At 56.5% G+C, this 14396-nt stretch carries 12 protein-coding genes; 7 read left to right on the top strand and 5 right to left on the bottom strand.

Annotation, left to right across the window (positions count from 1 at the left end; all coding sequences use genetic code 11):
* The first annotated feature begins 251 nt into the window (after nt 1–251).
* The 3 genes from JWG43_RS13375 to JWG43_RS13385 all read left to right on the top strand — a co-directional run bounded on the left by JWG43_RS13375 (nt 252) and on the right by JWG43_RS13385 (nt 3513).
* Nucleotides 252–2003, top strand: a complete 1752-nt coding sequence (locus JWG43_RS13375) for a YeiH family protein (RefSeq protein ID WP_205243447.1) — start codon at nt 252–254, stop codon at nt 2001–2003.
* Nucleotides 2004–2016: 13 nt separating this feature from the next.
* On the top strand, nt 2017–2286 hold the full coding sequence (locus tag JWG43_RS13380; RefSeq protein WP_205243448.1) for a hypothetical protein: 270 nt from the start codon (nt 2017–2019) through the stop codon (nt 2284–2286).
* Nucleotides 2287–2517: 231 nt separating this feature from the next.
* Complete coding sequence (locus tag JWG43_RS13385; protein ID WP_205243449.1) at nt 2518–3513, top strand: radical SAM protein; 996 nt, start codon at nt 2518–2520, stop codon at nt 3511–3513.
* 34 nt (nt 3514–3547) lie between these two features.
* On the opposite strand, the gene JWG43_RS13390 is transcribed toward JWG43_RS13385, so the two are convergent.
* The 5 genes from JWG43_RS13390 to JWG43_RS13410 form a co-directional block, all read right to left on the bottom strand.
* Nucleotides 3548–4153 carry an NF038143 family protein gene (locus JWG43_RS13390; RefSeq protein WP_205243450.1) on the bottom strand — a complete coding sequence of 202 codons (606 nt, stop codon included), beginning with the start codon at nt 4151–4153 and terminating at the stop codon, nt 3548–3550.
* 182 nt (nt 4154–4335) lie between these two features.
* Nucleotides 4336–6441, bottom strand: coding sequence for an acetate--CoA ligase family protein (locus tag JWG43_RS13395; RefSeq protein ID WP_205243451.1), 2106 nt, complete (start codon nt 6439–6441; stop codon nt 4336–4338).
* A 160-nt stretch (nt 6442–6601) separates the two neighbouring features.
* Nucleotides 6602–7459, bottom strand: coding sequence for a metal ABC transporter permease (locus JWG43_RS13400; protein ID WP_205243452.1), 858 nt, complete (start codon nt 7457–7459; stop codon nt 6602–6604).
* Nucleotides 7452–8273: a metal ABC transporter ATP-binding protein gene (locus JWG43_RS13405; RefSeq protein WP_205243453.1), complete on the bottom strand. Its 822-nt coding sequence runs from the start codon at nt 8271–8273 to the stop codon at nt 7452–7454. Before JWG43_RS13405 ends, JWG43_RS13400 begins: the two co-directional genes overlap by 8 nt.
* 135 nt (nt 8274–8408) lie before the next feature.
* The gene (locus tag JWG43_RS13410) at nt 8409–9422 is read right to left on the bottom strand and encodes a metal ABC transporter substrate-binding protein (RefSeq protein WP_205243454.1); all 1014 of its coding nucleotides are present in this window, start codon (nt 9420–9422) and stop codon (nt 8409–8411) included.
* Nucleotides 9423–9577: 155 nt separating this feature from the next.
* Here JWG43_RS13410 and JWG43_RS13415 point away from each other — a divergent pair, with 155 nt between their 5' ends.
* The 4 genes from JWG43_RS13415 to JWG43_RS13430 all read left to right on the top strand — a co-directional run bounded on the left by JWG43_RS13415 (nt 9578) and on the right by JWG43_RS13430 (nt 14373).
* Nucleotides 9578–9958, top strand: coding sequence for a Fur family transcriptional regulator (locus JWG43_RS13415; RefSeq protein ID WP_205243455.1), 381 nt, complete (start codon nt 9578–9580; stop codon nt 9956–9958).
* Between the two features lie 390 nt (nt 9959–10348).
* Entirely contained in the window at nt 10349–10996 is a 648-nt protein-coding gene (locus JWG43_RS13420) for an arylesterase (protein ID WP_205243456.1), read from the top strand.
* A 156-nt stretch (nt 10997–11152) separates the two neighbouring features.
* Nucleotides 11153–11815, top strand: a complete 663-nt coding sequence (locus JWG43_RS13425; protein WP_205243457.1) for an ABC transporter ATP-binding protein — start codon at nt 11153–11155, stop codon at nt 11813–11815.
* Nucleotides 11815–14373 (top strand): ABC transporter permease, encoded by a 2559-nt coding sequence (locus JWG43_RS13430; RefSeq protein WP_240193586.1) that lies wholly within the window; start codon nt 11815–11817, stop codon nt 14371–14373. Before JWG43_RS13425 ends, JWG43_RS13430 begins: the two co-directional genes overlap by 1 nt.
* Nucleotides 14374–14396 lie beyond the last annotated feature (23 nt).

Raw genomic sequence — 14396 nt, forward strand, 5'->3', positions numbered from 1 at the left:
TAGGGCCCAATCCTGTCCGTATCCGCTAACCTTGGTTAGCTTTTGTGCTAACCAAGGTTGGCGGTTGTCCATGTCTTGCGGAATATCCGATCAGGATATTTTATGCCAATGTCTTGATATTATACTGATAAAATGAAAATTCATTCTCCGCGCAAATGGGCCTCTATCTTGCTTCCATAGGGCATGATGCGGAGGCATGTCCCCAACCGGGGCGAAAAACCTTTTTGAGACTTTTATACACAGGAGTAAGTATGGCTGATCAAACACAACAAGCCGACGTGGTCATTGATCGCGGCAAATGGGAGTGGTCTGAACTGTACAAAAAAGAAGATTGGTGGGCCATCTGGCTGGGATTTGCTATTCTCCTCGCCGGCCTGGCCATTTTTTTACCACGGCCACCGGCCGACATGCATGAAAAACTGGCCAGTGCTGAAGCTATCATGGCGCATGAGGCTGCTCAGGCCCCATTTAACACCATTGAATGGTATACGGCCAACGATGCCAAATCCGGACTGCGGGCCCGCAATGAACCCTATGCTAAAACCATTGGCAATTGGCTGCAGAGGCCAGGCCGCTGGTCCACCAATCCCATGGAGTCCTTGTACCTGAGCGAAGAGGCGGCAGCTGAGCGACGGGCCAAGGCCGAGCCGGCGTATAAAGAGGCCCAGGAGGCCACCAAGATGGCTCTGGCCACGGCGCGGGAGGCCCAGGATGCTGCGGCCGCGGCAGAATTCCAGAATGAGGAACTCAATGAACAGGCGGATACAGCCATTCGGGAATGGCGTCAAGCCAGGGAAAAGGAACGTGGCAGCCTTCGTGCTCAAGCCACGGTCCAAGCATATAACAAGATTCCGTATCTGATCGGTATCGGAATCATGATCATGCTGTTTTTCAGTATCGGGACCAAGTTCATGGGTATCAGCCCCATCAGATTCATGCAGGGGTTCTGGTTCATCTTTCTTCTCGCCGTGGTGGCTGAGATCATCGGCAACCAGACCACCATGCGTGCATACGGGTTCGGATCCCTGATCTGGGCCATTCTCGGGGGCATGCTGATCAGCAATACAATTGGTATTCCCAGATTCCTCATGTCGGCACTGCAGACCGAATATTTCATTAAAACCGGTCTGGTGCTCCTCGGTGCGGAGATTCTCTTCGGTAAAATTCTTGCCATTGGTCAGGCCGGTATCTTTGTCGCCTGGGTGGTCACCCCCACAGTCCTTATCCTGACCTATATTTTTGGCCAACGGGTCCTCAAAATGGAGTCGAAAACCCTCAATATCACGGTGTCCGCCGACATGTGCGTCTGCGGTGTTTCCGCGGCCATCGCCACCGCGGCGGCCTGCAGGGCCAAAAAGGAAGAATTGACCATTGCCGTGGGCATGTCGATGCTGTTCACCGCCATCATGATGATCGCCCTGCCCACCTTCATCGTTGCCGTTGGTATGCATCCAGTGCTGGGCGGCGCCTGGATCGGCGGGACCATCGATTCCACCGGCGCGGTGGTGGCGGCCGGTGCTTTTCTGGGTGAGGTCGGCATGTTCGTGGCCGCGACCGTCAAAATGATCCAGAACATCATGATCGGGATGATCGCCTTTGGCGTAGCAGTGTACTGGTGCGCGCGGGTGGATTGTGCCCCTGGTCAGCAGGTCAGCAAGATGGAGATCTGGTACCGTTTCCCCAAATTCGTCCTCGGATTCATCGCTGCCTCCATCGTCTTTTCCTCCCTGCTGGCTTACATGGGCAGCGTCGGCGACGTTATGATCGATCAGGGCGTTTTGCGCGGCTTCAGCCGACTGTGCCGTGACTGGTTCTTTATTCTTGCCTTTGCCAGCATCGGTTTGTCATCTAACTTCAGAGAGATGGCCCATCATTTCAAAGGTGGGAAACCGGTGATTCTCTATGTATGCGGTCAGAGTCTCAATCTGCTCTTGACCTTGGTAATGGCCTATATCATGTTCTTCCTGGTCTTCCCGGGAGTGACCGAAAAGCTGATGTTCTAATCCAAGGAACGCAATGAATACGTTGACACAAAACCCTGGTACAGGTATCCAGCCGAAGCCGCGCCGTTTGCGGCGCGGCTGGTTCGGGCTGCTTGCTGGTTTGGCCCTCCTCTGGGCCATGGCCTTTGTTATTCTGCCCTATGCCCAGACCCTGCCGTATATTCAACCGGTTATGGGGGCGATTGCGGACTCGGATGTCGATGCCGGGACCTATTGGTATACCCAATCCGAGAAAACAGCGGTGGGACAGATGTATGTCCGCAACACATTGCGTAACAGGTAAACGGACCTGAAAACAGGATCCCGAAGCCCGAGCCCGTCTGAGATATTCAGACCGGCCCGGGCTTTTTTTTGGAACCGATGCCTTTATCCTGAAACAAGATTATTACAGTGAGATATATTCAAAACAGGAGTCCAGCCGTCACGGATTCAGGTTTTCTGCAAGGGTCGAATTATGGTATTCAGCCGTCAGGTATCACATTGGAACGGACTACGCTCCTGGTGGGAGCACAGGGTGCTTTTTGAACCAAAGGACTGGATTCAGGTGGAGGTCACTTCGCGGTGTAACGCGGCCTGCTTCTACTGTCCGCGGACCTGCTACAGGCAACAATGGCACAATCGATCCATGTCCATGGACACTTTCAGGCGGCTGGTGCCGGCCCTGTCCAAAACGACATTGGCCTATCTCCAGGGTTGGGGTGAACCTTTGTTACACCCGGACCTGGCGAACATGGTTCGCCTTGCCAAGCAAGCGGGTTGCATGGTAGGCACGACTACCAATGGGATGCTGCTCGATGAGTCGAGTTGTCATCGCCTCATGGATGCCGGTCTCGATATCCTCGCCTTTTCCCTGGCCGGGACCACCTCGGCGGGCAATGACAGCGCTCGAGCCGGGACCAGATTCGATGTGGTGCTGGAAAAAATGGAAATGGTCCGGCGGATCAAGGGGGAACGGCAAGCCTCGTTGCCTGCGGTACACATCGCCTACATGCTCCTTGGCTCCGGACTCGGGGATCTGCAGGGCCTGCCCCGACTGATGGCCGACCACGGAGTGGAGCAGGCCGTGGTCAGTGTGCTGGATTTCGAGGCAGGCATTGCACTTTCGCGGGAAGTGCTGGCTGCGGAAACCCTTGAGAAGCGGAGTGATCTGCAGGTGAGATTCGACCGTCTGAAGCGCTCGGCCGCGGATCTGGGTTTGACCATTCATACACCCGACTTTGCCTCCATGGGGTGCAGGGACCGACCCTGTTCGGAAAATATTGCCCAGGCACTTTGTATCGGTGCGGACGGGAGTGTCGCCCCCTGTGTGTATCTTAATCTTCCCGTGGAGCAGGGCGTATGCCTGCGGCAGGCACAACAGGTGCCATACCGGCGACTGACCTTTGGAAATGTCAACGAGCTGATGCTGCCGGAGGTCTGGCGAGGGGAGACCTATACCCGTTTCCGGGACGATCTGGGAGCCGGCCGAATGTCAACATTTTGCCGTCACTGCCCCAAACGGGGACGATGACTGGCCGGCCGCATGGTCCCTGGATCGGCCGTATTCAACTGTTGAAAATTGTTCGAACTTCCTCTTCGCGCAACTTGTGGATGATTTTCTGCATTTTTCTGGTGACCTGCTGGGCTTCTTCGCTGGGGTGGTAGGCCCGTAGCACCGCATCATGCACTTCGTTTTCAGCCGCATGGATCTGTTCAAGAAACTGGCGGTACCTCGCACCGGTTTTATAGGTTTTTTTGATCAGTGTACTGACGCTGGTCCCTTGCTGCCGGAGCAGTTGAGCGTAATGCGTTTTGAGCAGTTCCACTTCAGCGATCTGTTTGTCGCGCACCCGCATGATATTGGGCGAATTTTCCAGGTCTTTGGACACAAAGGCCTGCAGATATTCCTCATCCCTGCCCCCGCTTTGCCACTCTTCCAATGCCGAATCCAGAGCGAGAATCTTTGAGCGGGCCAGGCCTTTGCCAAAATCATGGACTCCGGCCTTGTACTGTTGAATTTTATGGGCGTAGTAAAGAAAAAGGATAGGAATGAAGATGAGCCAGACTGAAATGGCTGGTTTCTGCAGGACCTGTTTGGCAACCGCATAGGCGAACTGGTTTTCGTGGTCCCAGAGAAGCTGATATGCTTGGGGAATGGGTTGATCAGGCATAAGGATGTACTCCGTTCCACAGGGCTGAATTCGTGACAGCCGGGCTCTTGTTTGGATATTTTTTCTCTACTTCGGCAATACGTGCGGCGGTATTTTTTGCAAAATGTATCCACCCTCCGCCTTTGGGAACCGTTCACGAATCGCGGTCTTTTCCTTGCATTCCTGGTGCAAGATGACAGATCTTACAACTGTTGGAGGCGCATGCGGGCATCCAGAACCATCAGGCGGGCATCCGGGAGGAGACGTACCGGATTGAGATCGAGCTCTTCGATCCGGGGACAATCAACCAGGAGTTGAGAGATCCTGAGGATTGCATCGACCAGCACCCCGGGATCAATGGCCGCTCCTCCCCGGGCACCGGTGAGGATAGGCCAGGCGCGTAATCGCTGCAGTTTCATCAGGATTTCCTGCTCTGATGAGGGGCAGAGTACCCGTTGCACATCCTGGAAAATCTCGACATGGATACCGCCAAGACCGAAAAAGAGGACCGGTCCGAAGGCCGGGTCACGGAGCCCGCCGATGAAGAAGTCGTGCCCGTCGGTTGCCATGGCGGCGATCCGCACTCCATGGAACCGGGCATCGTTCCGGAACTGTCTGAGGTTGTCACCGATTCGGGCAAAGGCGCGGTGTACTTCCGCTTCCGAGGCGATACCAGTCAGCACCCCGCCCGCTTCACTTTTATGGAGGGCATCGGGGGACACTACTTTCATCACCACCGGGTACCCGATGGCAGTGGCTATTTGCCCTGCTTCCGCCGCGGTTGCCGCCACGCCACTGCGAGGGCAGGGCAGGCCGTACTCCTCCAGCAGTTCCAGCACCTCTTCACCAAGATCGCCATGGCGGTGCTGCAGCCATGAGCGCGCCGCCGCAGGTTCCAGCCCCTCTCCGGAGGTCGGAGTGAACACCCCTTCGGCTTTGCGGCTATAATACGTCATTTGCCGTTTCAAGGCTACAAGAGCTTCATCCGGGCCGTCGAAAACAGGAATGGCCAGCTCCTGCTTCTTGGCGGCCAGCGCGGGTCCATGGCCATAGAGAACCATGGCCAGCGGTTTAGCCGCTGAGCGGATGGCTCCGGTTGTTTCCAGAAAAATATCGGTGCTGAACATAGCGGTGAACACGTCTGCCCCGCCTTGGGGCATCCGGGGCCACTGGCTGACGTAAACGGCCCCGTCGACCTGGTCACTGGCCAGTACCCGGCTGAAAATGGCCGGATACTTGTCAATCCGGTAGATGTCGCCCATATCCAGGGGGTTGCCTGGCGAGATGATCCCGGCATTGGCGATTTCGGTCAGTTCACGGTACACGTCTTCGCCCGGATCAGCAAAGGTGAAGCCCTGCTGTTCACAGATGTCGGCCATGGCCACTGCCAATCCGCCGGCCGGGCTCATGGCCATAATCCGCGGGCCACGCATGGGCGGCAAGGCAAAGGCCTTGGCCGTGGTTACAAAGTCCCGCAGATGATCGATACGAATGATGCCGGCCCGTTCAAAGGCGATGTCACAAATATCGTCATCATTGCCCAGGGCCGCGGTGTGGCTCATGGCAGCCCGTCTACCGGCCGAGGTGGTGTTTGCTTTAAAGATCACGATAGGCTTGTCGATTTGTTGGGCCAGATCGATCAACCGGCGGCCGTCGGTGATGCTTTCGAGATAGCAACCGATGACCTTGGTATCGGGGTCATGGCCCAGGTATTCGAGGAAATCGCCTTCATCGAGATCCAGTTTGTTACCGATGCTGACGAATTTGGCCATACCGACCTGTTCGCCTTCAAGCAGGTTCCAGAGAAAAAGTCCAAGGCCGCCGCTTTGAGTGATCATGGAGAAACCGCCTCGGGCCACTGGCAACGAGGGGACAAACGGCAGGCACAGGCCATTGGCGGTATTGGCCAGAGTAAGGCCGTTGGGGCCGACAAAACGGATCTGGTGTCTACGGGCTGCTGCCAGTAATTCCGCTGCCCGCTGTCGACCTTCCTCGCCGGCTTCATTGAAGCCGCCGGCCTGAATAGCCAGGCGCCGAATGCCGGCCTGGCCGCAATCTTCAACCGCTGCCACCACGTATCGGGCCGGGATCAGCAGGGCTGCCAGATCGGGAAGAACCGGCAGATCAGCAGCGCTTCGATACACCCTGATGCCACTGACTTCAGTCTCCTCGGTGGCCGGATTGATACCGAAGATCCGTCCCCGGTATCCCCAGCGCAGGCAGTTTTCGAGGATGATACGAGGTGTGTTGCCAGGTTTGGTGGAGATACCGTACAGGGCGATGGTTTCAGGATAGAAAAAAGTGTTCATGGGCTTTTGTCCTGGGAAAAATCATGGTGAACGGAAACCGATGTCAGGGAGGCGGGTGAAGGTGATCGACAAATATTTTGCCAGAATTACAAACTGATTACAGCAGAATAAAGTCCAAGCGAGAGTCCAGCGGTCACGGATACAAGGTATCGGGAAAAAATTATCTGCGCCGTAAGGCCGAAACGATCATGCTGAGGATAAACCATCCGCAGGCCACCAGGATGACCGTGGCACCAGTGGCGGTACGGGCCCAATCCTGGGCGGAAATGATCAAACCGGCAATCACTGAGCTCATGTTGATCAAGAGGGCCCACCAGAACATGCTTCCGGCCGAACCGGAGACGTTACGGGCCGCCGCCGCCGGAACGATGAGCATGGCTGTCACCAGGAGCACCCCCACGGCCTGTACCGAAAACATGACCACCAGGGCGAGCAGACCGGCAAAGAAATACTGCTGCACGGCCACTCGGACGCGATGGGCCCGTGCCAAGGCGGGATTGACGCCTATATAGAGCAGGTGGTTGTAACTCAGGGTCTGGAAAACCATGAGCCCGATGAACAGAGCGATCAGGCAGAGGATCTGCAGGTCACTGATGGTGAGAATATCACCATACAGGAAGCGCTGGAGATCGCGGGCCAGGGAGCGGTCCCGGCTGACAATGGCCAGTCCGAAAGCGACCATGCCCGAAAAAAAGACGCCGATAACCGTATCGCTGGACAGGTTGGAGTGCCGCTGCAGGATCATGATCCCCAGTCCCACCACCAGGCCGAAGGCCGGCATAGTCCAGCCGGGGTCCATGGCAAACAACAGGCCCAGGGCGACACCGGCGAAGGCGGAGTGGCTGATGGCGTCGGAGAAAAAGGCCATGCGGAAATTGACCACCTGGATGCCCATGATCGCCGTCATTGGCGCCAGGAGAAGCAGTCCGGCCATGGCTTGCTGCATGAAGCCGGCCTGCATGCACTCAAAAGGCAGAAGCTGGGCAATCAGCGCGTACAGCGGCGACAGGTCAATCATCGGCATTATTCTGACAACAGGGAGCCGAACAGACAGCTCTCTGCTCCGGCATGGAGCGGGAACTTACCAGACCCATGTGCACACCGAAAATGGCGGTGAGGTTTTCATCGGTCAAGGTCAGTTGCGGCAGGCCTTCAGCGGCGACTTTCCGGTTGAGACAGATAACGTGGGTGGCGTGGTGAGTCACTGTTGCCAGGTCGTGGCTGACCATGAGCTGGGTGTATCCTCTGCGCAGTCGCAGGTCGTCGAGCAATTCACAAAAAACATGTTCGCCCTGAAAATCGACTCCGGCGGACGGTTCGTCCAGCACCAGCAGGTCCGGTTCCTGTCCGAGGGCCAGGGCGAGCAGGACTCGTTGCAATTCCCCACCGGAGAGTGCGCCGAGAGGGCGGTCGACCAGGTGGCTGGCCCGCACCAGGGCCAGGAGTTCTCTGGACTGCCGTTGCAGGGTGCGGCGAAGCCCGAGCCAGAGTGGTCTTTTCTGAAAGCCCATGGCCAGAAATTCGTTGACCGTCAGCGGCATGCCCCGGTCGAAAGTGAGCCGTTGCGGCACATAGCCAATACGCGGCACGCTCTTGGTGCCGTTGAAAATGATCCTTCCCCGATAGGGGATCTCTTTGAGCAGGGCGAGGAGAAGGGTTGTTTTTCCCGACCCATTGGGGCCGATGATAGCGGTGCAACTGCCCTTGGGTACCGAGGCGGTGACGCCGTCCAGGATGGAAAGACCATCCCGTTCAACCGTGACGTTGTCAAAATAAACGGCAAGCTCCTTTTTGGGGTTGATCAAGGGGTTTGTCACTGTTTGGCGTATCATGCTTCTGCGATGCACTCGGTTACAGGTGGCCTGGTTGTTGCAGGTCATGCAGCCTTTTGCCTGCACCCCATCTGAACATACACAGATAGGGTGCGGGTGCTTGCTTAGTCACTGTGCTTTGGTGAGGCAGGAAAATCAGTCGGTGCCTAGGGTTTGTTCAAGTATGACCATGTTGTTCCGCATGACCTGCTGGTAATAGTCCAGCGGTGCCTGTTCCGGGCCGGTGGCTGCCGGATCCAGGGTAGCGGTTGCGATGCCTGCCTCTCTGGCAATCATTTTTCCCACGGCCTCTGGATACTGTGGTTCGGTAAAAATAGCACCAGCTTTTTTCTCCTCAACCGTGTTGATGATGGCCAGCATCTCCGAGGCGGAGGGATTCTGACCGGCGTGGGCCTGAACCACGGCGACGATCTCAAGCCCCATGTCCCTTGCCAGATAATCGAACACCCCGTGCTGGGTGACAATTCTGTTGTTGCGGAGGCGCTGCCCAAGGGCGCTGAAGGCCTCGTCAAGTTCTTGCATCTGCTTGATGTAGGTTTCCGCCGCGGCGGTGTACTGATCACGGGCTTCTGGATGAATTTCGGCCAGTTGGCGGGCAATATTGTCGGCCAGCAGTGCCGCCATGCGGGGGCTGGCAAAGAGATGCGGATTCGGGCCTTCGTGGACGTGGACGTGGTGGTGATCATGATCATGGCCGTGGCTATGATCATGGCTATGGCTGTGGTGATGATCATGGTGGTGGTCGGTATGGGAAGTGGAGTCGTGTTGTTCGCTATAGGCAAGGATCTGGTCGATGCCTTGTGAGCTGTCGATGAGCCGCAGGTTGGGATTAGCCTTCTGCACTGGGGCACCCATGAATTCTTCCAGACCGAGCCCGTTGATGACCAGTACGTCGGCCGCGGCCAGTTTGCGCATATCCGCGGGGGTGAGGGCGTAATCATGGGGGCAGCCCATGGAGGCTGGAATCATGAGGTCGACCTGTACCCCGTCGACGCCGTTGGTGATATTGCGGGTTATCTGATAGATGGGGAAGGTGGTGGCCAGGATGTTGAGGGTACCCGCATCGGCCTGGCTTGGTGACTGGTACCCAAGCAGAAGGGCACAGCAGGTGATGAGGGCGGTCAGCAGACGGCAAAAGGACTGTTTCATGGTGTCGTACTCCTGTGGGTGGGGTGTAAAATGGGACAAATTTGTTAATGCGAATCAGTTTGCATTATACTCTTGCTTCAGCGGTCGTCAATGATATTGCAAAATCTTTTGCAACACCCGGATCGGAGGGCTATAGTTGTTGCATGGACCATGCGATGAAAAGAAAAACAACACAGCGGGCAGCGATTGAACAGGTCTTTCAAACCGAGAACCGTCCTCTGACCATCGATGAGGTGCTTCACTCTGGTCGAGCATTGGTGGAATCCCTCAATCAGGCAACGGTGTACCGTAATCTCAAACTGCTGGTTGCCAGTGGTCAGCTCCGCCAGGTCCAGCATCCAGTTCTGGGGACCTTGTACGAACAGGCCGGCAAAGGGCATCACCATCATTTCCACTGCCACGGCTGCAATAGGGTTTATGAATTGCCCGGCTGCGCGCTCAATGAAGAAGAAGCTGCTCCTGCAGGGTTCATTGTCGAAGATCACGAAATCTATCTGTCTGGCATCTGCCCCACCTGCGCCACTTCCCCACCATAATTCCGCCCATCTGCCATCACTGCATGCAATACACCGTTTACTGGCTGGGAGTGTACAACCTTCGCAGCCGGATCGGTTGACCACCGCTTTCTCCCTCCCTCAGATACACAGACCTCCGCATGGCCCCTGACCGTTGATGGATGAAACACTGGTATACGGGACCTGGATCCGTGAGCGTATGCCCCGAAGGGCGGCTGGTGAAAGGTGTTATCAAGGATTCTGCTGCAATTAAGAGATGATTACAGCAAGATATATCCAATAGAAGATCCAGCCGTCACGGATTCAGGGGGGATAAAATCATCACTGATCGCTTGTGCAAAGGCAAATCATGCCCATTGTTTGCAGAACTACAAAATATTGCACTATGGATGTATCGATGCGGAGGAAAGCATGCGAACAATGATCAGCCTCCTTGTGTTCTGTCTTCTCACGGTCAGTTTCCCCCAGGCGATTCGGGGGGAACAGGTTGTCCTCTTTCTGGGTGATTCACTCACCGCCGGATTGGGGGTAACGCCGGAAGAAGCCTATCCCCACCTCGTGGGTGAAAAGCTGGCGCGTGACGGCATATCCGGAGTCCGGATTGTCAACGGCGGGCTCAGCGGTGCCACCACCGCCGGCGCCCTGGCCCGGCTGCAGTGGTATGAGCGGATTCGGCCCGATGTCCTCTTTCTTGCCCTGGGAGCCAATGACGGGTTGCGCGGGCTCGATATCGGAACCATGCAGGATAATCTTGAAGAGGTTATTCGCTACGCTAAATCCCGGGACATGACTGTCCTGCTGGCCGGAATGGAACTGCCGCCTAATTACGGCACACAGTATACAGAGGCTTTTCGCACCGCCTACCGTCATCTCGCCGAGCAGTATGAACTTGTTTTCATTCCCTTTCTTCTTGAAGGGGTAGGTGGAGTCGCGGCCTTGAACCAGGCTGATGGCATTCATCCCAATGCCGAAGGGCATGTCGTCATTGCCCACCATGTCTATCCGAGCTTGAAACAGCTCCTTGAGCACAATCAGGACAGGTACAACAGGGGCACCTGAATTTGTGAGTGGAGTCCCCGAAGGGCGGTTGGTGAAGGTTGCTCTCATGGATACTGCTGCAATTGCAATGTAATTACAGTAATATAAATAAAAAAAGGGTCCAGTCGTCACAGATTCAGGGGTCAGCTTTACCTCACTTCTCCACCGGAACAACGAATGATTATTGAGGTTGAAAACCTCCATAAAGCCTACCCGCAACCGGGATCCGGAACCCTGTCCGTCCTCGCCGGCGCCGGTTTCTCCCTTGCCGCCGGGACCACCCTGGCCATCACCGGGCAGTCGGGCAGCGGCAAGTCGACTTTGATCGCCCTCCTGGCGGGCCTGGATACCCCGGATAGCGGCCGGATACTGATCAACGGCCAGGATCTGGCTGTCATGAACGAGACCAGGCGCACCAGATTTCGAGCCGAATATATTGGGATTGTCTTTCAGCAGTTTCATCTCCTGCCGCACCTGACCGCCGAGGAGAACATCAGCCTGCCGCTGGAATTGGCCGGACGGCACTCCAGCCGGGAACACACTGGTAGGCTTCTGGAAAAAGTCGGGTTGGGAACCCGGGGCAGGCATCTGCCGGGACAGCTCAGCGGCGGGGAGTGCCAGCGGTTGGCTCTGGCCAGAGCCCTGGTGGTGGAACCAGTGGTGCTTCTGGCCGATGAGCCCACCGGTAATCTCGACGTTACCACAGGCCGTGAGGTGTCCGATCTGCTCTTTGAGTTGGTGGACAGGGAAAAAATGACCATGATTGTGGTGACCCATAATCCGGAACTGGCAAAACGGTGTACAATGCGGTTGCAGCTTGAGCAGGGAGTGCTGCGGTGATGCCTGTGCTGGTGCGGCTGGGGTGGCGAGATCTGTCGCGAAACCGGCGATTCACCCTTCTGTTCATCCTTAATCTTGCCTTGGGACTCACCGGGTTTTTGGTCATCACTTCCTTTGGCAGTTCCCTGGGCCGTCACCTCGACGATAATATTCGCGAGATGCTCACTGCTGACCTGGTCCTCCGATCAGCCCGCCCCCTGACCGTGGAGGAAATGGAGCGCAGTCGCTTGCTCGCCGGTCCCGGCAGCCGGTTTTCCGAGCAGGTTTCCCTGTATACGATGGTGACGGGTAACGGCGTGTCCCGGCTGGCGGAGATTGTCGCAATTGATGGGTCATATCCCCTCTACGGGGCCTTTGAGTATTCCGGAACCCTCAGCCATATCGAGGTAATCACAGGGTTGCAGCAGGATCGCAAGGTCCTGGTGCACAGGGAAACGGCCCGCTCTCTCGGTCTCAATCTCGGTGATACCCTGGCCATCGGCCAGGCTGAATACGAGATAGCCTATTTTTTCGACCGGGATCCGGGGAGTGATTTCACCGCGCTGACCCTGGGCCCGACAATCTATCTGGGCATGCCCCATTTGCAGGAGACGGGACTGATCAGCTTTGGCAGTCGGCTACGCTATTACCTCTATATCGGCCTGCCCGCCACCGCTGACCTCCCAGGGACGACAGCCCGCATTACCGAGGCCCTGGCTGGGCCAATGGTGGAACCCCCTGCCGACATCCAGGTTGTCGATGCCCGGGACATCAATCGAAACCTGAATCGGGTGATGGACTATTTCAGCGGCTATCTCGGCCTGGCCGGTCTGGTCGCCCTTTTTCTGGCGGGCATGGCCGCAGCCTATCTTTTTTCCGAGCATTTGCGCGCAAAACGAAAGGAAACCGCTGTTCTCCTCAGTCTCGGAGCCAGTCACCGGCAATGCCTGGTTCTGTATACAGGGCAGTTGGCCCTGCTCGGGCTGACAGCCTCGCTTGTCGCCCTGGTTCTGGCCCATCTGCTGTTGCCGATCTTCGCTCAGCTTTTTGCTGGTATTGTCCCGGCGGATCTCCAATTGCGGGTTCATGCCAGGGATGCGGGGATCATAGTGCTGGTTGGTTCGGTGGGGAGCCTGCTGTTCTGCCTGCCGGTCTATCAGCGCCTGTTCAACGCACGTCCCCTTCATCTCCTGCAGGAGACAGGGGGGGGAAGGATGTCTGGGAGACATGAAACAGTCTTTTTTCTTTTCAGCCTGCTGCCCCCCCTGACCATGCTGCTGCTGCTCGCGATTGTTGCCAGTGATTCCCTGCTCCAGGGAACGCTGTTCACTGGAGGGCTGGTGATCACGGCACTGTTTTTCTTTCTGGCTGCCACCCTGGTGTTGGGCAGTAGTCGCCGCTGGTCGCATACATCCAACTTGACCTGGAAAATAGTCTGGCGCAATCTTCATCGCAACCGCCTGTTTGCCACTCCCGGATTCGTCGCCATTGCCCTGGCCATGCTGCTGGTCAGCCTTGTGCCGCAGATTGAAAATGGGTTGTTGACAGAGATCAGGCAGCCGGAAGACATCGAGATGCCGGTTTTTTTTCTCATCGATATTCAGGATGCACAGCGGCAACCCCTGGAGGATTTTTTCAGGGGGACCGGGCACGAACTTTCCCCGTTATCGTCCATGATTCAGGGGCGGATCGTCACCGTCAACGGGATCCCTTTTCGCCAATGGCTGGAGCGGCATGAGAGAGCAGAAGACAACCTTTTCCGGCGGACAGAGTTCAACTTTTCCAGCAGGGATAAGCTCGATGTTTCCGAAACCATTGTCCAGGGGCCACCGCTCAACACGACCCTCTGGTCACCGCAAAGCGGTGCACCTTTTGAAATTTCCATGGAAGAGCAGTTCAGCGAACGATTGGGCGTTGTTCTCGGTGATCATCTGATGCTCTCCATTCATGGTATCGAGATGGAAGGACGGATTGTCAATCTCCGCGCAGTCCGTTGGAACAGTTTTCAACCGAATTTTTTCATGCTGCTGCAGAACGGTGTCCTTGATGAAGCGCCCAGAACCTACCTGGCTTCGGTCAGCCGGGTTGAGGCCGATCGTCAGCAGGAGGTGATGAACCAGCTTACCGCCGCCTTTCCCAATATATCTGTTATCGATGTGAGCAGGACAGTGGAACAGTTGGGCGCTATCACCGTAAAGCTGGCAGCATCACTGCGTTTCATGGCCGTGCTTGCCATGGTGACGGGGCTGGTCGCGGTTTTTGCCATAGCCCGTCAGGAAGCACTGCGCCGGGAACGGGAGATCAATCTGCTGCGTGTCCTCGGTGCCGGACCAGGAAAGATTCGCCTCATTACCATGCTGGAATTCGGCTTCATGGGTGGTGCCGCCACCATGGTCGCTATCGCGGTCAGTTACGCCTGTTCCCATGGTGTGGCCTGGTTGCTGTTTGACCGGATCTGGCAATTTGACTGGCAGACCGGAGTCGGGATGCTGGTGGCGGCAATGGTGGTGTGCAGTCTGACGGCCCTGTTGGCTTCTGACTCGGTGATTCGTCGTCGACCATCAGAGCTTCTCGGGTAAATGTGGCCACTCATGGGTCGTAC

Source organism: Desulfobulbus alkaliphilus (genome assembly GCF_016918545.1).
GTDB lineage: Bacteria > Desulfobacterota > Desulfobulbia > Desulfobulbales > Desulfobulbaceae > Desulfobulbus > Desulfobulbus alkaliphilus.